This window comes from Terrabacter koreensis (assembly GCF_054783315.1).
The window spans coordinates 614,812-637,926 of record NZ_BAAGQU010000005.1 but is presented as its reverse complement, the minus strand read 5'-3'; the positions used below and the strand labels follow the sequence as shown (position 1 = coordinate 637,926).

Annotated in this window: 19 protein-coding genes and 1 tRNA gene; 9 read left to right on the top strand and 11 right to left on the bottom strand. The window is 70.4% G+C overall.

The features are described from left to right. Nucleotides 1-6 precede the first annotated feature (6 nt). The 6 genes from ACYVNR_RS15170 (at nucleotide 7) to ACYVNR_RS15145 (ending at nucleotide 7,395) form a co-directional block, all read left to right on the top strand. Nucleotides 7-2,679: a hypothetical protein gene (locus ACYVNR_RS15170; RefSeq protein ID WP_461049039.1), complete on the top strand. Its 2,673-nt coding sequence runs from the start codon at nucleotides 7-9 to the stop codon at nucleotides 2,677-2,679. Further along, entirely contained in the window at nucleotides 2,676-4,649 is a 1,974-nt protein-coding gene (locus tag ACYVNR_RS15165) for a hypothetical protein (protein ID WP_461049037.1), read from the top strand. The genes ACYVNR_RS15170 and ACYVNR_RS15165 overlap by 4 nt, the downstream gene beginning before the upstream one ends. Further along, entirely contained in the window at nucleotides 4,646-5,392 is a 747-nt protein-coding gene (locus ACYVNR_RS15160) for a hypothetical protein (protein ID WP_461049035.1), read from the top strand. The genes ACYVNR_RS15165 and ACYVNR_RS15160 overlap by 4 nt, the downstream gene beginning before the upstream one ends. Continuing rightward, entirely contained in the window at nucleotides 5,389-6,462 is a 1,074-nt protein-coding gene (locus ACYVNR_RS15155) for a M23 family metallopeptidase (RefSeq protein WP_461049033.1), read from the top strand. Before ACYVNR_RS15160 ends, ACYVNR_RS15155 begins: the two co-directional genes overlap by 4 nt. 133 nt (nucleotides 6,463-6,595) lie before the next feature. Next, nucleotides 6,596-6,913 carry a hypothetical protein gene (locus ACYVNR_RS15150; protein ID WP_461049031.1) on the top strand — a complete coding sequence of 106 codons (318 nt, stop codon included), beginning with the start codon at nucleotides 6,596-6,598 and terminating at the stop codon, nucleotides 6,911-6,913. Beyond that, a complete protein-coding gene (locus tag ACYVNR_RS15145) occupies nucleotides 6,910-7,395 on the top strand; it encodes a hypothetical protein (protein WP_461049029.1) in 486 nt (161 codons plus the stop codon). The genes ACYVNR_RS15150 and ACYVNR_RS15145 overlap by 4 nt, the downstream gene beginning before the upstream one ends. Before the next feature lie 470 nt (nucleotides 7,396-7,865). Here the strand turns inward: ACYVNR_RS15145 and ACYVNR_RS15140 are convergent, their stop codons facing one another. From ACYVNR_RS15140 to ACYVNR_RS15125, 4 genes are all read right to left on the bottom strand, one after another. Then, nucleotides 7,866-8,060, bottom strand: a complete 195-nt coding sequence (locus tag ACYVNR_RS15140) for a hypothetical protein (protein ID WP_461049027.1) — start codon at nucleotides 8,058-8,060, stop codon at nucleotides 7,866-7,868. 184 nt (nucleotides 8,061-8,244) lie between these two features. After that, nucleotides 8,245-8,487 carry a helix-turn-helix domain-containing protein gene (locus ACYVNR_RS15135; protein ID WP_461049025.1) on the bottom strand — a complete coding sequence of 81 codons (243 nt, stop codon included), beginning with the start codon at nucleotides 8,485-8,487 and terminating at the stop codon, nucleotides 8,245-8,247. Nucleotides 8,488-8,539: 52 nt separating this feature from the next. Beyond that, nucleotides 8,540-10,459, bottom strand: a complete 1,920-nt coding sequence (locus ACYVNR_RS15130; RefSeq protein ID WP_461049023.1) for an AAA family ATPase — start codon at nucleotides 10,457-10,459, stop codon at nucleotides 8,540-8,542. Between the two features lie 493 nt (nucleotides 10,460-10,952). Continuing rightward, a tRNA-Thr gene (locus ACYVNR_RS15125) sits at nucleotides 10,953-11,029 on the bottom strand. 213 nt (nucleotides 11,030-11,242) lie between these two features. On the opposite strand from ACYVNR_RS15125, the gene ACYVNR_RS15120 reads away from it, so the two are divergent. After that, the gene (locus ACYVNR_RS15120) at nucleotides 11,243-12,169 is read left to right on the top strand and encodes an NADP-dependent oxidoreductase (RefSeq protein ID WP_461049021.1); all 927 of its coding nucleotides are present in this window, start codon (nucleotides 11,243-11,245) and stop codon (nucleotides 12,167-12,169) included. A 65-nt stretch (nucleotides 12,170-12,234) separates the two neighbouring features. Here ACYVNR_RS15120 and ACYVNR_RS15115 read toward each other — a convergent pair whose 3' ends face one another. From ACYVNR_RS15115 to ACYVNR_RS15085, 7 genes are all read right to left on the bottom strand, one after another. After that, complete coding sequence (locus tag ACYVNR_RS15115) at nucleotides 12,235-13,965, bottom strand: alpha/beta hydrolase (RefSeq protein WP_461049019.1); 1,731 nt, start codon at nucleotides 13,963-13,965, stop codon at nucleotides 12,235-12,237. Next, on the bottom strand, nucleotides 13,896-15,671 hold the full coding sequence (locus tag ACYVNR_RS15110) for an alpha/beta hydrolase (RefSeq protein WP_461049017.1): 1,776 nt from the start codon (nucleotides 15,669-15,671) through the stop codon (nucleotides 13,896-13,898). The genes ACYVNR_RS15115 and ACYVNR_RS15110 overlap by 70 nt, the downstream gene beginning before the upstream one ends. A gap of 23 nt (nucleotides 15,672-15,694) precedes the next feature. Then, on the bottom strand, nucleotides 15,695-17,251 hold the full coding sequence (locus tag ACYVNR_RS15105) for an alpha/beta hydrolase (RefSeq protein WP_461049015.1): 1,557 nt from the start codon (nucleotides 17,249-17,251) through the stop codon (nucleotides 15,695-15,697). A gap of 112 nt (nucleotides 17,252-17,363) precedes the next feature. After that, nucleotides 17,364-18,524 carry a DNA polymerase III subunit delta' gene (locus ACYVNR_RS15100; RefSeq protein ID WP_461049013.1) on the bottom strand — a complete coding sequence of 387 codons (1,161 nt, stop codon included), beginning with the start codon at nucleotides 18,522-18,524 and terminating at the stop codon, nucleotides 17,364-17,366. After that, entirely contained in the window at nucleotides 18,521-19,180 is a 660-nt protein-coding gene (gene tmk, locus ACYVNR_RS15095) for a dTMP kinase (RefSeq protein ID WP_461049011.1), read from the bottom strand. Before tmk ends, ACYVNR_RS15100 begins: the two co-directional genes overlap by 4 nt. Before the next feature lie 45 nt (nucleotides 19,181-19,225). Continuing rightward, entirely contained in the window at nucleotides 19,226-20,266 is a 1,041-nt protein-coding gene (locus tag ACYVNR_RS15090) for an aspartate-semialdehyde dehydrogenase (protein WP_461049009.1), read from the bottom strand. A gap of 43 nt (nucleotides 20,267-20,309) precedes the next feature. Next, nucleotides 20,310-21,104, bottom strand: a complete 795-nt coding sequence (locus tag ACYVNR_RS15085; protein ID WP_461049007.1) for a MerR family transcriptional regulator — start codon at nucleotides 21,102-21,104, stop codon at nucleotides 20,310-20,312. Between the two features lie 187 nt (nucleotides 21,105-21,291). Between ACYVNR_RS15085 and ACYVNR_RS15080 the strand changes: the two genes are divergently transcribed. After that, the gene (locus ACYVNR_RS15080) at nucleotides 21,292-22,260 is read left to right on the top strand and encodes a LysR substrate-binding domain-containing protein (protein ID WP_458801810.1); all 969 of its coding nucleotides are present in this window, start codon (nucleotides 21,292-21,294) and stop codon (nucleotides 22,258-22,260) included. A 53-nt stretch (nucleotides 22,261-22,313) separates the two neighbouring features. Continuing rightward, nucleotides 22,314-23,084 (top strand): dimethylargininase, encoded by a 771-nt coding sequence (ddaH, locus tag ACYVNR_RS15075; RefSeq protein WP_458801812.1) that lies wholly within the window; start codon nucleotides 22,314-22,316, stop codon nucleotides 23,082-23,084. Nucleotides 23,085-23,115: the final 31 nt, after the last annotated feature.

Sequence of the window (23,115 nt, the reverse complement as noted above, 5' to 3'; positions counted from 1 at the left end):
CCCAAGATGACCTTCTGGAAGCGCAACCAGCGCGGCGCCGCCACCGATGGCACCGAGACCACCCCCGACCTGACCGGCGAGCCGGAGGGCGCACGCACCCCCCACGCGAACGAGCTGCACATGACCGCCGCTCACCGCAACCTCGTCGTCGATTCCGACGGCACGTGGGCCTACTACTTACTCGAGGACGAGAACTGGCTCTACACCACCCCCGGCCACCGCGCCACGGTCATGCGCCAGCAGACGTTCCGCTGGGCCGAGCTCGTCGGCAGCCGCGTGAAGATGTACGGCGCCACGTCGCCTCTTAACACCAAGGCCGCGGCCGCCACCCTCGATTCCGAGCACCCGCTCGCCGACGCTGCCAATGTCGCCCGCGCCCGCTCGTTCCGCCTCCCTGCCATCGACGGGGCATGGTCCTTCCCCGACTACCTCATCGACATGCAGGTGCGCATGAAGGACTACGAGGCGCGCCGGTCAGTCGTGCTGCTCGCGGTGCGCATCACCGAGGCCAAGGTCAAGGCCGACGAACTGCCCCACTTGCTCTCGTCCCGCCCGCTCGGCGACTCCCGCGGCGTCCTCGAGACCTACCGGCAGAAGCTCCGTCAGGTCACCGCCTCGGTGGCCGGCGACAGCTGGCAGGCGCGTCCAGCGCGTCCGCGGGTCATCGCGTGGTTCATGCACTCCGCGCTGGGCCTCGGCGCGCCCGTCCCGTCGCTGCTCCTCGACGCCTGCGCGGATGGCTGGGACAACGACGACCTGCCCGGCTTCACGAACCCGGTCTACGCGACGCACAACCCGTATGCCGCCTCGACGACGGTCCGCGTCGTGCGCAACGTCACGAACCACACGAGCCACGTCGTGATGCTGCACGGGTCGAAGTTCGGCCGTCGCGACCTCGACAACCAGGGCCTCGAGCCGTGGCTGTCGTGGCTGTCCAACAGCGCCCCGTGCCCCACGCGCTGGGTGCTCGACTTCGACGTGGTCCCCGGCGAGGACCTCAAGGAGCAGGCCGACTACTGGCGCCGTCTCGGTATCGACCAGGACGAGCACTTCCGCTCCCACGGGGAGGAGCCGCCCGCCGAGGTCGGTCGCGCGATCGCTCGCTCCCGCGAGGTCCTCGACGAGGTCTCCACCGGTGACGTCGCCATGGCCCCGCGCGCCCGTGGCGTCGTTCTCGTCGGCGTCGTCGGCGACACCGAGGACGAGGCGCGCGAGCACGCCCGAAAGCTCATGTCGGCGGCCGCGGAGAAGCAGCAGATCATCCTCACGCACGACTATGCGCAGTGGGAGTCCTACCGGAGCCTGTGCCCCGGCGAGCCCGTGCGTCGCACGGGCCACGTCACTCGGCAGCCGTGCTACTTCGTCGGGCCTGCGGTGCCCAACGCGTCGCCGTCATTCGGTGACTCCTCCGGCATGTACGTCGGTCCGATCGCCGGAGGGCACGACGTGTTCCTGTTCGATCCGCACGGCGGCACGCGCCGCGGCGGCTCCGGCATGTTCGCAATCGGGGGCGACCAGGGCGCCGGCAAGTCGACGCTCATGGGCGCGATCGCGCACCACAGCGCGATGCTCGGCATGCGCACCGTCCTGAGCGACCCGGCCGGGCACCTGTTCAAGCTCACCCAGATGCCGGCGCTCAAGGCGAACTCTCGGCACTTGGACCTGCAGCACGTCAAGCCCGGGACGCTCTCGCCGACGCTTGACCCCGAGCCGAGCAGGGACGCCTACTCCACCGCCGAGGACTTCCAGGCAGCCATCATGGCGGCGAAGCAGGAGCGTCGGAGCCTGCTCGTCGAGACGTTCCGGTCGCTCCTGCCGCACGAGATGATCGCCTACGACACTGGTGGCGCCGTGGCCCGTGCGATCACCGGCGCCATCGGCAGGGTTGGTGGCGACTTCGGCGAGGACCCGTGGCGCTACCTCGCGGTCATGCGCGAGCGCTACGGCGAGGCCGGGCGGGACGTCGCCGACGCCCTCGAGTCCCGAGCCGAGTTCCGCGACGGTGCGCTCGTTTTCCAGCCCAAGGGGCAGGACGTCGACCCGGACCACTACCGCGCACTCATGGATCAGGCGGTGCTCACCGTCGTCACTCTCAAGGGTGTCGCGCACCCGCCGGCTGGCAGCCTCGACCGTGCCGCCTGGACCGACGAGCAGCGTCAGGCCGTCCCGATCCTCAACCTTGCGGCCCGGTTCGCCTCTCGCGCGATGTACCTCGACCGGAAGCCGAAGGTCATCGGCAACGACGAGCTCGGCATCCAGGCGGCGGCCGGGTCCGCGCACGCCGCGTTCCTCTCCCGCGGCTCAGTGGAGACGCGACGCACCAACACGCTGTTCATGCTCCTGTTCCAGAACCCGAACATGCTCCTTCGCATCGACGATGAGATTCCGAACCTCATCGGCGCCGCGGCGATCGGGCGCATGGAGGAGGAGGTCGCCGTGCGCGCACTGCGCCTTCTGCGCCTCAAGGAGGGCTTCGGCTACGAGCAGGACATCACGACCCTGCCCAAGGGCGGGTTCCTCTGGCGCGACTGGTCGGGCAGGCACCGTCAGGTGCAGGTCGACCAGGGCTGGTGGCACGAGCAGCTGCTCGACGCCCTCGACACGAACGCTGAAGGCCGCCACCGCACCTACGACACGTCGGCCGGTCGCGACACGATCTTCGAGGGAGCGGTCGCGTGAAGCTCCGACTCCGCTCGCGCCGCGCGGTCGTCGCGCTAGTGCTCTCGGTAGCAACGCTGCTCGGCGGCGGCGCCGCGGCCGCGTGGGCAATCGACATTCCATCCGGCAACGACTGCATGGTCCCGCCGGACCCGGAGCGCCCCAACATCGGCACGGCCGGCGATTGGGACGCTGGCCCGTCCAAGCCGACCCCCGGCAACCCGTTCGCTGCGCCGATGGCCGGCAAGCCGCAGCCGACGATCTACGACACCTACGGCTACGGAGGCCTGCACGTGCAGCGCGCCGACCCCGGCTGCAACCCGGTCCCATCGTGGTCCGACACCGAGAACTCCTGGGCCAACGGCCTGCTCGACTGGACCGAGGGCGCCGTCGCACTGTCCGTGATGCTCTACCGCGCCGCCATGTCCTCGCCGCTCGGCGTGGTGTTCGAACCGCTGCAGGAAGGGCTCAGGAGCATGCTCGGCAGCGCGATCTTCGTGCCGCTCGTCGGTGTCGTGTTCATCGGGACGGCGCTCCTGCTCGCCTTCCGCGCCGCGCGGGCGAAGGTCGGGGAGACCGCGAGCATTCTCGCCAAGAGCACGCTCATCCTCACGGTGGGCATGTTCACCGTGCTGATGGCGGTGCCGCTGGGCAACGCCGTCGACAAGGGCATGACGACGCTCATCAGCTCGGCCGCGAACACCGGCGTCCTCGAGGGCAGCGTGAACCCTTCCGACGCGCTCGGCGGCACAGCGCACAACTCACTGCTCTACAACACGTGGCTGCAGATGACGTTCGGCAGCGGCAAGCAGAACGCTGCGGCCGCAAAGGAGTTCGGCGGTCCGCTGTTCATGGCGTCCACGTTCTCGCGCGACGAGCAGGCCCGCATCGACAAGGACCCGTCCATCGCCGGGGACCTCTCGGATCAGAAGCGCGAGGACTACAAGGAGGTCCTCACCGAGATCAAGGGGAAGTACCCGCAGCCGTACGAGTACGTCGCCGGCAACCACACGGGAGAGCAGCTTTCGTTCGCGCTCGTCGCTTTCCTGGCCGCGGTCGTCTCGCTCCTGTTCATCGTGGTGGCGCTGCTCAAGCTCATCTACGCCATGGCCGTGACCCGCATCATGGTCGGCATCTTCCCGGCCGTCGCGACCGCCGCGGTGTTCCCGCGCTTCCAGCACCTTGCCCTCAACGTGTTCGGCATCATGTGGGATGCGATCGTGAAGGCGCTCTACTTCGGCCTGGCCGTCGTGGTTTTCGTCGGGTTCGGCATCGGCGGCATCTTGTCCCCGGCGACGACGATGCACCCGCTCCTGAAGCTCATCGCCCTGGCGGTTGCGACCTACGTCGCGTGGCGAGTCGCGAAGAGGCTCGGCATCGCCAACGACCTGCAGAAGCTCCGCCGTATGGGCCGCCGCTTCCCCGACGACGTCCGGGAGCCCCTGGGCGTCGACGAGGTCGAGGAGGTCCGGCCTTCGGGTGAGCGGCGCGTCCGCAAGCCCCAGAACGCGCAGGAGCTGTTCGACGGCACTGATTCCCCGGCCGACTACCCGCGTCGCGGGTCCGACGCGTCTGCCACGCGCATCCGGCAGGAGTACGTGATGACCGGCGTGCGTGACGTCCCGCGGACCACCCCGCCGGAGGCGCTGCATCTGCCTGCGGACGCAGCCTCGAGAGGCATGAGCAAGGCCGCCGCGAAGGGCGCCGCATCGAACGCCGCGGTTGTTGGCATCGGCACCGTCGTCTCTGGAGGCACGGCCACCATCCCGCTCCTCGCGGGCGCGGCGGCCAAGGGCGCCGCAGGAGGCGCCGCAGGGCACGCCCTGCAGAGGAAGGGCGGTGCCAACGCCCCGTCCCGGGTCGTCGAGCCGTCGGCGATCTACCACCCATCGACCACGAGCACCGTCGGGCCTGCCGAGGCTGCGCAGACGCGCGTCGTCGCCGGCAAGCGCGTCTATGACATCTACCAGGCCGCAGGAGGCAAGGCGTGAGGACGATCAAGGTCACCCTGACCCGCATCTCGGCGGCCCTGGCTCGGCGTGCCGACAAAGTCAAGGTGCGCACGACCCGGCACGGCGCCGCACACCGCGCGATGACGTGGGTGTTCTGGAACCGGCGCAACGCGATGCGGACGCTCATCGTCACCATGGCGGCGCTCACACTGGCGGTGCTCGTGTTCACCCGACTCACGACGTACCGGCACGAGGTCACGCAGTACGAGGAGCAGCTCCGGGCCGAGGCCGCGGCCAAGGTGGCCTCGGTGTCCCCGTCCTCCACGCCCAAGTCGGAGGCCACCTACCGCGAGCTCGGCAGCACCGAGGGCACTGACACCGAGGCCACTGAACCGGTTCCGGAGCCCACCACGACGCCAGCGGCGCCCAGCCTCACGCCGACCGGCCCGCCCGTCATCGCGTCCGGCGTCCCCGACGTCGAGCAGGCCCCGCGGAAGGTCGCGGGCACGTTCCTGAAGACCTGGGCCGGCGCCGCCAGCTACCCGAACACGGGGGAATGGCTCGACGCCATGGCCCCGTACACCACGCAGGCCATGCTCGACCTGTTCCGGCTCACCGACGTCACCCGCGTGTCCCCGGCCAAGGTGAAGTCGATGACGTCAGTCACCACCGGCTCGTCATCCGCCGTGGACGCATCCATGAGCGACGGGCAGATTCTTTCCATCACGCTCGAGGTCATCGACGGACGGTGGAAGGTCACCGACCTCGACGAGGCGCTGTGAAGAAGCCTCTGCTCCTGACGGCCGGGGTGCTCACCGCCCCGGCCGTCCTGTTCGCTTTCCTGGTCGCGGGAACCCCGCGGCCCGGGCAGGTGCAGGCCGGCGCCGCGCCCGGCACGTGTGTCGTGCCCGCGTCGAACCAGCGCGTCCCGCAGTCGGAAGCACGCGACCGGAATTGGAGCACCATCATCGAGCGCGGCATCGCCAAGAAGATCCCCGGCCGCGGCATCCAGATCGCCCTCGCGGTGACGCTCGTCGAGTCCACCGGCCTGAACTACGCATCGCGCAAGGTCCCCGAGTCGCTGCGCTACCCGAACGACGGCATCGTGCCCGGCGACCACCTATCCATCAACCTGTTCCAGCAGCAGGTCGGCATGGGGTGGTTCGACACCATCGAGAACGGCATGAGAGTCCCCGTCGCGGCCGACTCGTTCTACGACCACCTGCTCAAGGTGAACGGGTGGCAGGTCATGTCGTTCGGCGCGGCCGCCCAGGCAGTGCAGCGCTCGGCGTTCCCGTCGCGATACGGCAAGCGGCAGGCCGAGGCTGTCGCGATCTACAACCGGCTCGTCGGCTCTGCTTCGCCCGTGGTGCCGGCCGTCGCCGCCGCCGGCCCCAACATCGACGAGTGCAAGCAGGAGACTTCCGGGCCCGTCGTAATCTCCGGTCGGTGGGCCAACCCGCTCAAGCCCGCGGCATATGTCCTCACGTCCCCGATGGGATGGCGCGAGTTTCGCGGCATCCCCAACTTCCACAAGGGGCAGGACCTCGGCGTCCCCGTCGGCACGCCCGTGCACGCAGTGTGCGACGGCGTCGTGGCTCGCGCGGAGTGGGACCACTACGGCGGCGGCTACCAGCTCGACCTTGACTGCGGCGGAGAAATTCTCATCAAGCTCATGCACAACGTGGGCTTCAAGGTGAAGAGGGGCGCCAAGGTCCACGCAGGGGACGTCGTCGCCATCTCCGGCAACGAGGGCAACTCCACCGGCCCGCACCTGCACGTGCAGGTCGAGAAGGCCGGCGAGCTCATCAATCCCGTCGCGTTCTTCGCCGATCGGGGCGTGCCGCTATGACGCGCACTTCTCCGTCCGACATACTCCCTCCATGTCCGAGGAAGGCGGCGCGAGAGTGCAACTGACCGCCGAGGAGTCCCGAACGGCGGCCTGCGCGGCAGTCGCAAACTCGATGCCTCCCCGGATGCGCAACGTGATCGCAGCCTCAGCCACATGGCCCACCAAGGACCGGGTCGCTGACGTCGCGTTCATGATCGAGACGCGTATGGCGAACCAGGCCGACCTCGACCGAACGCTCCCGTGGTGGGAGGCGTCCGGCACCGCGGTTACCGCCGCCCTCGTCGACGTGAGCGGCACGGAGCAAGGGCTCGCGTCGCACATCATCGGGGCCGTCGTCGAGGCACGGATCCTCGCTGAACAGCCCCTCGCCGAGGACCTCGTGCTCCGCTGGGGAGAGCGAGCAGCCGCATGGATCGACGGCAACCAGTCGTCGCAGAAGGTGGCCCCGTGACGTCCGACATGGACGCTGCGATCGTTGAGCTGCGTGCCGCGTGCAGGCGCGCGTACGAGGCGCAGAAGGCGAAGGACGCCGCGCTCAAGAAGCGCAAGCAGGTCGCGAAGCAGACATGGAAGTCACTGCACGAGCTCGGCCCAACCAACATCGCGAAGCAGATGGGCATGGAGAGCAGCCGCGCTATGGTGCGGGCCCTCACAGCCGACCTCGAGCCGAGGCCTCCTCGCGGCCCTCGCAGTGACGTGACCCTGACCCGCCGCCAAGCCGATGCTGTGACCCGGCTGCGCGATGCGCTCGTAGCCGTCGACAACGCCAACAAGGAACACACCGCGGCCCTCGATGAGCGATGGTTCACGATCCGTCGCACGTGGCCCATCCTTGCCCCGATGGGACAGCGAGCGATCGCACGCGCCGTCGGAGGCGGTTACGTCGGCGAATCGACCATCAGCGTCACCACGACCGACCTACGCAGGGCCTAGAAGGACGCGATGTTCGGGGTCCATCGCTTCCCACCAGGGCATGGCCACCGAGGGCACAGGCGGCGGGCCCGCTGGTGAGCCCGTCGCCGTCCTGCCGGTCGACGAGGACGGTCCCTGGCCGACGGCGTACCAGCCGGCGCCGTCGCCGCGCCCAAGAGCTTCGACGAGCTCCTCGGCGACATGCTGTCGAACCCGCTGAACGACGACAGCCGCCGTCACTGACGGCCGCTGTCGGAGGCGAGACGTAGCGTCAGCTTCGCGACCAGATCGCAGCGCCGGCCGCGGCGCCCCACGCCACAGAAGCGGCCAGCACAGAGCCCCCGCCCCCTATCTCGGGGCGGGGGCTCTTCTTTGTGCAGCTCGCGCGACGGCCATCCCCGACCCGAGCGCGAAGGCGCCCGTCCGCCCCAACCGCAACGGGCGGGGCCACTTGACCACTCCTCGCAAGATGGGCGCGTCTGAGTGTGCGGTCAGTACAGGTCGGCGTCCTCGACGGGCCGGTAGAGGCCGGTCTCCCACCTGCGGTCGAGGCGTGCTGCGACGGCTGCGAGCCCGTCCGGGCAGCCGAGCCAGCGGATGACGAGCCAATACGTCCAGATGGGCAGCCCGTCGATGATGAAGCAGGCGTGGTCGAGAGCGTTGACGATGAGGCGCTTGGCGCGCATGGTGACTCCTGGGTTTGAGGCCCGTGCCCGCCTGTCGGGCTCAGGCTGGGAGTCGCCGCGCCGTCCTCATGGTGATGACGATATCGCTGGCGCGCCTCGCCCACGGCGTTCCACCCCTGCCTGGTCAAGCGCACGCCGCACCGCACATGTTGACTGCACCTGCTCACCGGGTTCGCTGTGGCGTTCAGCTGTTGATCTGCGGTGCTCCCCGGTCTCGCAGCGGCACGTCCTGCTCCCGTAGGGCACGTCGGATTGCGGTCTGGGTTCTGTCCGTCTCGGCCGCCAGGACCCGCAACGACTTCCCTTCCCGGTAACCCTTCGCGACGTACTCGAGGAAGGTCTTGCGCTGCTCGAAGGTCTGCCGGTTTGTGGCTGTCCCGCGGAACTGCGGAAGCGGGTCGGGAACCGGCCGCGATGGATAGGGCATGGACCAAGTCTCGGGGTACGGCTCGGGGTGGACAGCGAGCCGCCGGAGTAGATCAGTCTTTCAGGAAGGCGTTCACGCGCTCGAACAGCTCTTCGGCGAAACCCAGCGTCTTGTCGCTGATCTTCGGCACGTACTTGGCCTGGTTCCGGTTGAGTGCCGATGCTGGGGCGAAGTGGTTGATGCGTCCGTTGTTCAGGCCGCGCGAATGAAAGGCCAACTCAACCCGGCGCACCAGCCGGTCGTCCTTGGGGAGGTCTGTGACCTTGAGCTTGTTCGACTTCAGGAGACCCGCATATGCATCGTTGATCAGTTCCAGGTAGAAGCCCTGATCAAACATATCCTCGATGTCAGCGTCGGCTCGGCCCACGACGTCGCCGAGTTCAACCAGGCCGCCCTGACCCAGACGACCCGCTTCCCTTAGCCGCTGGATCGGCGCCTTGTCTGTGGTGGACGAGTCAGCCAGCACGACGGTGTTGATCTTGTTCGCGCCGAGGAGAGTGACGAACGCTGGCAACTTGGCGATGCCGCCGGCCGGCGTGACGACGAAGCGGTCGTCTAGGCCCGAGCGTCCCTTGTCCTTCAAGGCGCTCGACAGAACCTCGAGGAAGATGACATCACCAGGTCCCTCCACGAGCAGCACGTTCGGGCCAACGAAGAGCGTCTGGCTCAGTTCGATGCCGAGCGCCGCGTGTAGCGGAAAGGCGGTCTCAGCGTCAGCCTTGAGCACGTCCGCAGAGACGACCGTGCCAAGTTTTTCGTCATCGGTCACCGTACGGACGCGCTCGAACTTGTGCGCGTCGACCATGAAGGGGGAGTGGGTCGAGAAGATGACTTGGTGCTTCGGAGCCAGGCGCTCGTCGATGAAGCGCAGCAGGTCTGCTTGGGCGGTGCCATGCAGGTTGAGGCCCGGCTCATCAAGGAGGAGGATGAGCGGCTGATTGGCAGCCTCCTCGACGTGAGTGAAGTACGCCAGGAACGAAAAGAACCAGACGAAGCCGCGTGAGCGCTCATCGAACGGAACACTGACGTTGTGCCGTTGGTTGACGACTCGGATCTGCAGCAACGGTACGCGGTCAAGCGGTGGCACAGCGTCCGCCTCGGCCTTGCCGATGACGTCCAGCCGCACAGAGAGGTTCTTGTTCTGACTCCAGTATTCGAACACCTCGTCGCTGATGCTGTTGGATGCGTTCTCTAGGTCGCGGATCAGGTGCTCGTGAGACTGCGGGTCTTGGAACTCCTCCGGCTTTACGCCGGCCATGTCAAGGAGCGCAAGAACAGCCTCTTCCCCACGCGCAAGATCTTCCTCGTCACGTTGCTCAATCAGGTAAGGGATCGAGACCTTGCCGGGCATCGAGTCGTAGTCACCGAAGTAGACGAACTTGGGGCGGCGAGGGGCGAGCGCGGAGATGACCGCCAAGTCTAAATCTTCGCCGCGCCAGCCCTTGACCTCAGCCAGCGCCGCGGTGGCCGCCTCTGTGGGTGCCTCCATGGATTCCAGCGCGGCGATAAAGTCGCTCTCGGTTTTCGCCTCATCAACGGCCTTTTTCGTCTTCTGGGGGAGATCGAGACCCTTGCGCAGGTGGGTCAATGCGGCTGGCACGTCAGTCTCGACGTGCCAGATCTGCTTGTCGAACCGGTAACCGGTTGTCACCCTAACGATGTGGCTCCTCATGACGCCCTCGCCGAAGCGTGACTCAATGAACGTGATGTCCTCGTCGGCCAGCTCGTAGGTCAGGTCGGACACCGGGATGGAGTCGGTGCCCTTGCGCTCCCTGGTCATGCGGCTCGGGAAGTCAATGCCCTCGTCAAACTTGGCCCTGTCGACCGGGTTCGACTTGTACAGCGACTGGAGGACCGCTGTCTTGCCGGACTCGTTCTTGCCTACTAGGCAGGTCACATCGGGCTGGATCTCGAACGTGCCACCTTCCTCGATGCTCCGGTACCTGCGTAGGTTTACCTTGACCAGCCTCACGAGCGTCCTCCCTGTAGTCGCGTGGGAGCTTGAGCGTAACCGGGACCATCGACGCAAGTAGGTCAAAAGTCTTCTGAGGCGCCGGGCTCGGCGAGCGTGCGCCCAAGGCGCCAATACACCGGTGCCTGGCTGTCCGATCCGTTAGGTGGGGTGCCCCCGGCAGTGGGAGCGCGCGTCGACGCCGCGATTGAAGCCGATTGTCGACGTTCGACCATGCCGCGAGGCGCGTCGAGCTCCTAGGCGTCGACCTCGACATCGTCGCCCCGGATGATCGCCTGCGCCTTACCGGGAGGCCACTGACGCTCGAGCTGGTGGCTACTGGCCTGCGTCTGACGGGGAGTGCGTGAAGCGAGGTAGATGGTCACTTAGATGGTCACCCGGTCATGCCCCGCCGAGCGGAGCGTTACACAGCGTCGGCGATGACCTACCGAACAGGCGCGGTAACGGGCGCCTGACCAGCAGAAACGCCCCCGGCAGAAGCCGGGGGCGTTGCTGGAGCCGCTTATCGGAATCGAACCGATGACCTATTCATTACGAGTGAATCGCTCTGGCCGACTGAGCTAAAGCGGCAGGTTGCGACGGCCCACACGGGGTGGTCCGGCACGGTGGTCGAGTATACGCATCGGCCCCGCCCAGAGAGAAATCGGCCGCCGCCCGAAGGGCTGCCCGCGCGCCGACCACGCGTCGAGCGCGGTGATCGCCCTCACGCGCGCGCCCGGGAATGACACGCCGGGCCGCTCGCCTTCCCTCCACGTGAGCGAAACGAAGACCAATGACACCACGATGCGCGCCATGACCTACGCCGAGTACGGGACCCCGGACGTCCTGAGCCTGACGGAGCAGCCGCGACCCAAGGTCGGGCCGGGCGAGGTCCTCGTGCGGGTGCAGTCGGCCTCGGTCAACCCCGTCGACTGGAAGCTGATGTCCGGCGGCCTCGACGCCGTCATGGACGTGCGCTTCCCGGTCGTTCCGGGCTGGGACGTCGCGGGGGTGGTCGAGGCCGTCGGCTTCGACACCCCGGAGTTCGCTCCCGGTGACGAGGTCATCGCCTATGCCCGCAAGGACTACGTGCACGGCGGGACCTTCGCCGAGTACGTCACCGTGCCAGCCCGGTCTCTGGCCCCCAAGCCGCGCAGCCTCTCGTGGGACGAGGCCGCGGGCCTGCCGCTCGCCGGGCTCACCGCCTGGCGGGTGCTCAAGCGCCTCGGCGTCGGCGAGGGCGACACGGTGCTCGTGCACGGCGCAGCCGGCGGCGTCGGCTCGCTCGGCGTGCAGCTGGCCCGCTCGCTCGGCGCCCGGGTCATCGGAACGGCCTCCGAGCGCAACCACGAGCGCCTGCGTGATCTCGGTGCCGAACCGGTCACCTACGGTGACGGCCTCGCCGGCCGGGTGCGCGCCCTGGAGCCCGAGGGCGTCGACGCCGTGGCCGACTTCGTGGGCGGCGTGCTCGACGCGACGCTCGCCGTCCTCGCCCCCGGTGGGCGCCACGCCTCGATCGCCGACGGCTCCGTCGCCGAGAACGGCGGCTCGTACATCTGGGTGCGCCCCGACGGGGTCGAGCTGGGCGAGCTGGCCGACCTCGCCGATGCCGGCGTCATCCGTGTCCCGGTCGCGCGCACCTTCCCTCTCGAGGAGCTCGCCGACGCGTTCCGGTTCAGCGCCGAGGGCCACGCCGCCGGCAAGGTCGTCGTGCGCGTCTCCCAGGACTGAGGCCCATCACGCCTCGAGTGCCCACCTCTCTCCTCGCGCGAAGGTGGGCACTCGTTGGACAGCGGTCAGGACTCGCAGACGAAGTCGTTCTCGGGCGCCAGCTGCCGCGTCAGGTAGGCGTCGACGATGCCGTCCGCGCAGTCGTTGCCCCGGCCGTACGCGCCGTGCCCCTCGGCCTCGACCGTGACGAAGCGGGAGCGCACGATCTCGCCGGCCAGGGCCTCGGTGTCCTCGATCGGCGTGGTGCGGTCGCCGTCGTTGCCGATGACCAGGACCGGGGTCGACACGTCCGCGCCGACGAGCAAGGTCTGGCGCACGGCGCCGGTCCAGCCGCTGCACGGGTCGGGCCGCGCCGGCTGAACGCGGGCCCACAGGGGATGGTTGTCCAGGACGTCCTTGCTCGGGACGACGGAGTCCCACGGCGACCTCGGCCAGTCAGCGCACATCACGAGCAGGTGGGTGCGACCGAAGTTCGCTTGCGGGTAGGAGCCGTCTTCATCGCGCTCGACCGTCCCCATCGCGAACGAGGCCAGCGCCTCTCCGTCGTCCTCGTTGATCGCGAGGTCCAGGGCATCGACGAGGTCGGGCCACGACTCCCGGTCGCGCAGGCCCTCGTCGATGGCCATGCTCGCCCAGCCCTCGGTGAGCGCCGGCAGGCTGTCGATGCCGGTGGCGACCGGCCTGCGGTCCAGCCGGTCGAGGAAGCCGACGAGCGCCGCGACGACCGCCTTCGTGTCCGCGCCCAGCGGGCAGTCCGCGCCGTCCCCGCACTCGCCGGCGAAGTCGTCGACGACGTCGTCGAAGTCGTAGGCCGCGCCGCGGGCGGCGGCATCGACGTCCTCCCGGCTCGGCGCCTCCTCGGCGAGGGCGTCGGGCACCACTGCGGAGTCGAGGACCATGAGTCCGACCCGGGAGGTGAAGAAGTCCGCGTACAGCGCGCCGATCATCGTGCCGTAGCTGACGCCGTAGTAGTTGAGCCGCTCGTCACCGACGGCCGAGCGCAGCACGTCGAGGTCGCGCGCCACGGACTCGGTGCCCATGTGGGCCGTGAGCGCTCCCCCGCGCGCGAGGCAATGGCGGACGCGCTCGACAGGCGCTCGGCGAGCAGCCTCCCGCTCGGCGCCGGTGTCAGGAGTCGGGTCGGCCCCGTACATGGCGTCGAGGTCCGCGTCGCTCATGCAGTCGACGGGGTCGGACTCGCCCATGCCGCGGGGGTCGAACCCGATGACGTCGTAGCGCTCGCGCACGGCGTCACCAAAGACGTACGCCGCGTCGTTCACGAACTCGATCCCGGACCCTCCCGGCCCGCCCGGGTTGATGAAGAGCGAGCCGATCCGCTGCGCGGGGAGCGATGCCTGGAGGCGCCGCACGGCGATCCTCGTCGTCGCTCCGCGCGGCTTGGCGTAGTCGACGGGCACCGTGACGGTGCCGCAGTCGTAGAGGTCGTCGTCCTCGCACTCCTGCCAGGCGACCGGCTTGCCGTAGAAGGCCGCGAGCTCGGCCGGGTCGGGTTCGACCGGTCCGGTGAAGGTGATCGGCGTCCTCTCCGGCTCCTCGTCGCCGTTCTCGCCGTCCGAGCGGTGTGAGCCACCGGAGCCGCCGGACGCCTCGCGTGTCGTCGTCGGTGTCACCGACGCGTCACCGGCCGGGCCCGTGACGGGCGCAGCAGCGAGCAGCAGGAGGCCCGCGAGGATCGCGAGGGAGACGAAGGGCGCGAGCAGCCGGCTCAGCAGGTCGTGCCGTCTGACGGCGCCGTTCCCCTGAGCAGGTACCCGTCCACGGCGGAGTCCACGCACGAGTTGCCAGCGTAGTAGGTGCCGTGTCCGTCATGGTCGGAAGTGAGAAGAACGCCCGATGCGAGGTCCTTCGCGAGCTGCTTCGTGCCGCCGATGGGGGTGGCCGGGTCGCGCTCGTTGCCGATGACGAGGATCGGGGCCGCCCCCGCGGCCAGGGTGGTCCCCTTCGGGGCGCGGCCCGCGGTCGGCCAGGTGCGGCAGTTGTCGTAGAGCTCGCCCGTCATCCGCGCCCAGAGCGGGTGGTCCTTCTTGGCCTTCGCCTGGTCGGCCGCCAGCGACGGGTCGGACGACATGCGGGGCCAGTCGGCGCAGCGCACCGGGATCATCGCCTGCAGGTAGGTGGTCGGCGCGTAGGCACCGGAGGCGCTGCGTTCGACGACCGACATGCCCTTGGCGAGGAGGATGTCGCCCTTGCCGGTGAGGGCCTGGGCCAGCCCGCGGTTGAGCGTCGGCCACGAGGTGTCGGAGTAGAGGCACATGAAGATCGAGAAGCCGACCCAGCCCTCGCCGATGGTCGTGAGGCCCGGCTTGCTCGTCTTCAGGCCGTTCTTCTCGACGCTGTCGAGCAGGTCGACGATCTTCTGACGGGCACTGCCCTTGTCGCTGCCCAGGGCGCAGTCGGAGCGGGCGACGCACCAGTCGATGAAGGCGTCGATCGAGGACTCGAAGCCCTGGATGTCGTAGGTCATCTCCTGCTGCTCGGTCTGGTTCGGCGACATCGCCGAGTCGAGCACCATGCGCCCGACCTTCTTCGGGAACGCGTCGGCGTACATCGCGCCGAGGAAGGTGCCGTAGGAGCCGCCGAAGAAGTTGAGGCGCTCGTCACCGAGCAGCACGCGCATGACGTCCATGTCGCGGGCCACCTCGGCGGTGCTCATGTGCAGCGCCCGCTGCCCACCGCGGGCGGCGCAGCGCTTGGTGATGGCGTCGACGTCGCCGAGCAGCTTGGCGCGCTCGGCCGCCGAGTCGGGCGTCGGGTCGTCGCTGAAGAGCAGGTCCATGTCGGAGTCACCGAGGCAGCGCACCGGGCTCGACGCGCCGATGCCACGCGGGTCGAAACCGACGATGTCGTAGGCCGACCGCACCTCGGGCGAGAAGACGAACGACGCGTACTGGGCGTACTCCACCCCCGAGCCACCAGGGCCGCCGGGGTTGATCACGAGCGAGCCGATGCGCTTCGCGGGGTCGGTCGCGGGGGCCTTGCGCAGGGCCAGGGTGAAGCGCCCACCCGTGGGGTCTGCGTAGTCGACCGGGACCTGCATCGTGCCGCACTCGTGCTTGGCGTTGTCGGGGCACGGCGACCACGAGACCTGCTGCGTGTAGAAGCCACGCAGGGCCGCCGGGTAGTCGCCGCTGGCGGGGGCGCTGCTCCGGCTCGCGCTCGGGGTGGGCGTCGGCACGACCTGCGTCGGCGACGGCACCGGCGGCTGTTTCTGGGCCACCACCGGCGGGCTGCTGATGCGCCAGACGGCGAGCACCACGACCGCGACGACGGCGACGATGGCGACGGCGGCGAGGACGGTCCGCAGCGGCGACCGCACCGGCGAGCCTGCGGGCGAGGCGGCGTACGGGACGCCGTGGCCCGCGGCTGACCCCGACCCACCCGCTGCACCCGCTGCACCCGAGCCCGACGAGTAGCTCGGCGGAAGGGCGGCATACCCCGTCGGGGCGTCCGGGAGGTCGTCGGGACGCGGGTCGTCACTCATCATCGGTCACCAGGATCCGCCGCTCAGCATCGGAGTCCGTCCTTGGGCACGCGCCCCTGGACGTAGTAGGCGTCGATGGCGCTGTCGACGCACGTGTTGCTCCGACCATAAGCCGTGTGCCCGTCACCGTCGAAGGACACGAGCACGGCGTTCTCGAGCTGGTCGCGCAGCTGCGCGGACCACTCGTAGATCGTGGCGGGGTCGCGGGTGGTGCCGACGACGACGATGGGATCGCTGCCGGCTGCCTTGATCTTGTGCGGCCCGACGGCGGCCTTGGCCGGCCAGAAGCCGCACGGCAGCGAGCCCCACGCGAGGGTGGAGCCCCACGTCGGAGCCTTCACCGAGAAGTCCTTCGCGTACGTCTCGTACGTCGACAGGTCCGAGCTGTCGGGGCGGTCGAGGCAGTTGACGGCGAAGATCGACTCCATGATGTTGCCGTCGTAGCCGCCGCCCGGACGGCGGTCGGCGTACGCGTCGGCCAGCTGCATGAGGCTCTGCCCACTGCCGGCCTTGGCCTGCTTGAGGGCTTCGGTCAGGATGCCCCACGAGCCCTGGTCGTAGAGGGCGATCGCGACGCCGACGCGCGCCCAGCCCTCGGTAAGCTCGGGCGCGCTCGGGTCGCCGGTGGGCAGCGGCTGCCGGTCGACCTGTCGGAAGAGGGCTTCGAGGCCTTGGCGGGCGGCCTCAGGGGTGTCGCCGAGCGGGCAGCCGGACTCGCTGGTGCAGTCCTGGAGGTAGGCCTGGGTCGCGATCTCGAAGCCCCGGGCCTGCCCCTCGCTCAGCTGCGCGCTCGTGAGGTCTGGCGGCACGACGCCGTCGAGGACGACGCGCCCGACGCGCTGCGGGAAGAGGTCGGCGTACGTCGAGCCGAGGAAGGTGCCGTAGGACTTGCCGAGGTAGTTCAGCTGCGGGTCGCCGACGGCCGCCCGGAGGATGTCCATGTCACGAGCGGCGTCCGCGGTCGACAGGTGCTTGACCAGCTCGGGGTTGTCGGCCTCGCACCCGTCGGCCATCGCCTTCGCCTGTGAGCGCAGCGCCTGCTCCTCGGCCGCGTCGTCGGGCGTCGGGTCCGTGGCCAGGAAGCGGTCGAGGGCCTTGTCGTCGAGGCAGTCGATCGGGCTCGACCGCGCGACGCCGCGAGGGTCGAAGCCGATGAGGTCGTAGTAGCGGCGCACCTGGGTGCCCCCGATGGTGCTCGCGCCGGCGCGGACGTAGTCGATGCCCGACGCCCCGGGACCGCCCGGGTTGACGAGCAGCGAGCCGAGTCGCTTCGCCTGGTCGCGGGCCTTGACCCGCACGACCTTGATGGTGAGGTCCTTCGCCGGGTCGGGGGCGGCGTGGTCGAGGGGCACGCGCAGGTCGGCGCACTCGAGGCCGCCGCAGGCCTGCCAGTCGAGGCGCTGGGAGTAGTAGGAGGCGAGGGCGGGACTGGGCGCCGCCGTGGCCGCCGGGAGGCCGGTCCGGGACGTCGCCGCCACCGGCGGCTCGTCGGTCGTGCACGCCCCCGCAGCCAGCACCAGCGCCGCGACCGCCGCCACGGCGGACAGGGCACGGGAGCTGGCGGCAGGGCGTGTCGTCATGCCCGAAACCGTAACGTGTCGGGCCCTGTCGGGCCGCATCCGAGGAGCCGTCCCATCGCTTGCCCCGAGGACGCTGATGGCGTATGCCGGGGGGCGGCTCGGGCGGCGCCCCTCAGACCCCGAGGTCGCGTGGGACGCGCAGCTGCAGGGCCATCGCCTCGAGCGCGAGCAGGGGCGGGACGTTGGCGTTGATGCGGTCGCGGGCCTCGTTGATGGCGTCCATCGCGGCGAGCAGCTGCTCGGGGCCGAAGACGCCGGCCAGGGCGCGCACCTTGTCGATGGCATCAGGGTTGACGAGGTCGACGTCGGAGTGGAGCCGCAGCACGAGCGCGTCGCGGTAGACGGACGTGAGGTCGACGAGGGCACGGTCGACGACGTCGCGACCGTAGCGGGTGGCCCGCATCTTCTGCTCGCGCTCGAGGGCGGCCAGCTGCGAGCGGATGTGGGGCGGCTGGGTGCGGGCGGTCGGGTCGGCGCCGAGGGTCTCCATCAGCCGGGTGCGCTCGGCGGCGTCGCGCTCGGCGCCGGAGGCGGACGACTCCTCGTCGGCGATCTGCGCCAGGTCGGTAGCCGCGCCGATGGCGTCGCCGACCCCCTGGATCTTGGTCGCCATGGCGATGACGTCGCGCCGCCGGATGCGGGCCTGCTCGTCGCGGGCGAGGCGGCGGGCCAGCCCGACGTGGCACTGCGCGGCGCGGGCGGCATACAGGGCCATCGCGGGGTCGATGCCGTCGCGCCGCTGGAGCAGGTCGGCCACGGCCTCGACGGGCGGGGTGCGCAGCCGCACGTGGCGCGAGCGCGAGCGGATGGTGACGATGACGTCCTCGAGACTCGGCGCGCAGAGCATCCAGACAGTGCGGGGCGTCGGCTCCTCGAGCGCCTTGAGCAGCGCGTCGGCGGGGGCGTCGGTGTAGGCGGTGAGGCGGTCGGCGTCCTCGATGATGATGATGCGCCAGCGGCCGACCGACGGGCGCAGCGCCGCCTCCTGCACGAGCGCCCGGGCCTCGGCGACCTTGATCGACAGACCCTCGGTCGCGACGACCTTGACGTCGGCGTGGCTGCCGTCGAGCGCGGTGCGGCACTCGCGGCACTCGCCGCAACCGCCCTGCGGGCACTGGAGCGCGGCGGCGAAGGCCCGCGCAGCGGTGGACCGGCCCGACCCGGGCGGGCCGGTGAAGAGCCACGCGTGCGTCATCGCCGACTCGTCGGAGACGGCGCGCGAGAGCGTCTCGATGGTCGGCTCCTGGCCGACGAGGTCGGCCCAGACGGTCATGCTCGCCCCGCCGTGACGCGGTCGATGCCGTCGACCACCGCTGCGTGCAGGTGCTCGACGGGCTTGCTCGCGTCGAGCACGAGGTAGCGCTCCGGGTCCTGCGCCGCGAGCTCGAGGTAGCCCCGGCGGACCGCCGCGTGGAAGGCGTCGGCCTCGGACTCGAGCCGGTCGTGCACGTCGCCGCGCCGCTCGCGGCCGACCTCGGGCGAGACGTCGAGGACGATCGTGAGGTCGGGCAGCAGTCCGCCGACGGCCCAGTGCTGCAGGGCCGTGATCTCGTCGGCCCCCAGCTCGCGACCGGCGCCCTGGTAGGTGATCGAGCTGTCGACGTAGCGGTCGGTGATGACGACCTTGCCGTCGGCGAGCGCCGGCTTGATGAGCTGGTCGACGTGGTGCGCCTTGTCGGCGGCGAAGAGCAGCGCCTCGGCCCGGGCCGACACGTGGTCACCGTGCAGCACGAGCTCGCGGATCTGCGCACCGAGGGGCGTTCCGCCGGGCTGGCGCGTCACGACCACCTCGCGGCCCTGCTGCTCGAGCACGTCGGTGAGCAGGCGCACCTGGGTGGACTTGCCCGCGCCGTCACCACCCTCGAAGCACACGAAGAGCCCGGGGGCGGTGTCGACTCGATGGGTCGCGGCCGCGAGGTTCTCCGTCACGCCCCGAGCCTATGCGACCCCGACGACACGAGGCCCCCCGTCCTCTCAGGCGCGACGGCGGGCGACGAGCTCCTCGGCGATCTGGACCGCGTTGAGCGCCGCGCCCTTGCGCAGGTTGTCGCCGACGACGAAGAGCACGAGGCCCTTGCCCTCGGGGGCGGCCTGGTCGGCGCGCACGCGGCCGACGAACACCTCGTCGCGGCCGGCGGCCTCGAGCGGGTTGGGCACGTCGGTGACGACGACGCCGGGCGCGTTCTTGAGCAGGTCCAGCGCCTCGTCGGGCGTGATGTCGCGCTCGAACTCCGCGTGGATCGCGAGGCTGTGCCCGGTGAAGACGGGCACGCGCACGCACGTCCCGCTCACCCGCAGGTCGGGGATGTGCAGGATCTTGCGCGACTCGTTGCGCAGCTTCTGCTCCTCGTCGGTCTCGAGCGAGCCGTCGTCGACGATCGACCCCGCGAGCGGCACGACGTTGAAGGCGACCGGCACGGCATACACGTTCGGGTCGGGCACGGCGACCGCGCGCCCGTCGAGGGCGAGCCCCGCGGGGTCACCGGCGGCGTACGCGCCCCGCAGCTGGCCGTCGAGCTCCTGCACGCCCTTGCCTCCGGAGCCGCTCACGGCCTGGTAGCTGGAGACGTGGAGGCGCACGAGACCCGCCTTGTCGTGCAGCGGCTTGAGCGCCGGCATCGCGGCCATCGTCGTGCAGTTGGGGTTGGCGACGATGCCCTTGGGGATCAGGTCGAGGTCGGCCGCGTTCACCTCGGAGACGACGAGCGGGACCTCGGGGTCCTTGCGCCACGCGCTCGAGTTGTCGATGACGGTCGCGCCCGCGGCCGCGACCTTGGGCGCGAGCTCCTTGGAAGCGGCGCCGCCGTTGCTGAACAGGGCGATGTCGATGCCGGAGAAGTCGGCCGTCGCGGAGTCCTCGACGACGACGTCCTCGCCCTTGAACGGGAGCGTCGTGCCGGCCGAGCGGGCGGACGCGAAGAACCGCACCTGCGTGACCGGGAAGTCGCGCTCCTCGAGAAGGGCGCGCATGACGCCGCCGACCTGACCCGTTGCACCGAAGACACCTACTCGCATGCCACAAGGTTACGGCGAGGGAGGTCGCCCTCCCCCGCCGCGTTCACCTGTCGGTCGCCGCCCCGTGGCGGTCGGCGTTCGCGTGGATCGCGTCGCGCACGTATGCCGCGAGGCCGGGTGCGAGGTCCTCGTACGTCTTCGTGAACCGCGGGTCGGCGACGTACATGTCGGCGAGCCCGCGATGGAAGGTGTGGTCGAGGTCGTAGAAGCGGTCGTGGATGTGGCGGCGGTGCTGCTCGGCGGCGTCCATCGCCGCCTCGCCCGTCGCGGGCTCGCCCGACTGCAGGGCGCGGACGAAGGCCGAGTTCACGGCCTCCGTCTCGGCCTTGACCTCGGCCCAGTCGGCCTTCGTGTAGCGCTTGGTCCGGGCCGCCGACTGCTTCCACGCGTCGGACTCGCCCCAGCGCTCCTGCGCCTCCTGCTGGTACTCGTCGCTGAAGCCGTCGCCGAAGAGCTCCCTGAGGTCGTCGGGCGTGGCGGGCTGGTCGTTCATCTCTCTCTCCAGTGCTCGGTCGATGGCCGACACGAGCTCGCGCAGCTCGTCCAGCCGGGTCATGACCGTCGCGCGCTGACGGCGCAGGTGGTCGGCCGCGTCCTCGCCGCCGTCCAGCAGGGTCGCGATCTCGTCGAGCGGCAGCTCCAGCCGCCGGTAGACCACGACCTGCTGCAGGCGGACGAGGTCCTCGTCGGTGTAGAGCCGGTAGCCCGCCCGCGAGCGCTCGCTCGGGACGAGCAGGCCGATCTCGTCGTAGTGGTGCAGCGTGCGCACCGTCACGCCGAAGAGGTCGGCGACCTGCCCCACCGTCCAGGTGGTCATCTCCTGTGTCCTTCCGGTCATGGCACCGAGCGTGTCGCCTCACGTCGCGTGAGGGTCAACCCCATTCAAGACGAGACCGACCCGATGACGAGTGCGTATGCCGTGCGCCTCCTCCCGCGTGCGACCTGCCGCCTGCCTCGAACGGGCGGGGCGGGGGCGCCGAGCCGTCGGGCGGCGGCCCGGCCCGGGTCGCCCTACTCTCGGAACCGTGGAGCTCGAGGTCCGGCACCTGCGTGTCATCGCGGTGGTCGCGCAGCAGGGCAGCCTGCCCGCGGCGGCTGCCGTCCTCGGCGTGTCGCCGGCAGCCCTGGGCTCGGAGGTGGGCCGCATCGAGCGGGCACTCGGCTGCTCCCTGTTCCGCACGAGCGGTGACTCGGTCTCGTGCACGGCGATCGGCGAGCGGGTCGCGGCGCGGGCCCGGGCCGTCGTCAACGAGGTGGCGCTGCTCCGCGAGGACGTGCGCGGCCACCAGTCCGGCGAGGGCCCGCTGCGCATCTCGTCCGACTCGCTGCGCTACTTCACCTCGTTCGTCAGCCACGCCTATGCGACCGACATGCGGCGGCCACTGCTGCCCGTGCCGCCGCTCACCGGCACCACCACGACCGAGGCCATCAGCGACGGCCGCATCGACGTCGCCGTCGTCATCGCGCTGGCGGCCGCGCGCACGAAGGAGCGCGCGGACGTCGGCGAGCGCCTCATCGTCGAGCGCGAGCCGCTGCTCGTAGCGCTCTCCGCGACGCACCCGCTCGCGGCCCAGCGCTGCGTCGACATCCGGGACCTCGCGGACGAGGACTGGATCCTGCCCCCGGTCGAGATCGACCCCGGCTCCGAGGCGACGAGCTCGGTGCTCGGCGCGCTCGGCGTCACGCTCCGGTCGTCGTACGGGCCGCACGACCTGGGGCCGCTGTGGCCGGCCGTCGTGACCGGGCGCGCGGTCTCGTTCGCGGTGCCGACCGCCGCAGCCCCGCCCGGTGGGGTGCTGCGCCCGCTCTGCGACCAGCCGATCATCGCCCGGCGCGTGCTGCGCTGGCGGCTCGGCTCGATCGGCGAGGAGGACGTCGAGCGGTGCGTGCGGGCCGCGGGGTCGGCGTACCGGGAGCAGCTGACCCACACGGCACAGACCCAGGGGTGGTGGCCGACGGCGCGCTCGGAGGAGAAGCCGACGCTCGCGTCCTGACGGGCGACGAGCGCGCCCGGTCGGCCTCGTTCCGCCACCCATAGGGTGAGCGCGTGCATCGTCGCCTCGCGCTCGTCCGCCGCCCCTCGCCCCGACTCGCGGACGGGATCGTGACACACCTCGAGCGGTCGACGACGGTCGACGCGGACCTGGCCCTGCGGCAGTGGCAGGAGTACGTCGACGTGCTGCGTCGCCGCGGCTGGTCGGTCGTCGACGCACCGGCCGCCGACGACTGCCCCGACGGCGTCTTCATCGAGGACCAGGTCGTCGTCCACGGCGACGTGGCGGTGCTGTGCCGCTCCGGCGCCCCCGAGCGGCGGGGCGAGCGCGCCGGCGTGCGCGAGGCCGTCGAGGCACACGGCTACCGCACCGTCGAGATCGAGGGGCCCGGCACGCTCGACGGAGGTGACGTGCTCAAGCACGGCCACCACGTGTGGGTCGGGGTCGGCGGGCGCACCAACCACGACGGCGTCGCGCAGCTCGCCCGGGCCCTGGAGGGTCACCGCGTCGACGTCGTGCCGGTGCCGGTCTCCAAGGTGCTGCACCTCAAGTCGGCCGTGACCGCCCTGCCCGACGGCACTGTCGTCGGACACCTCCCCCTCGTCGACGACCCCACCGTGTGGCCCCGGTTCCTGCCCGTGCCAGAGGAGCCGGGCGCCCACGTCGTGCTGCTCGGCGGGCAGTCCGTGCTCATGTCGGCGGCGGCACCCCGTACCGCCCAGCTCTTCGCGGCGAGAGGGCTCGACGTGACGATGGTCGACATCTCCGAGTTCGAGAAGCTCGAGGGCTGCGTCACCTGCCTCTCCGTGCGGCTGCGCGGCTAGCGGCATACGCCCTCGGGCCCCGGCCCCGGGC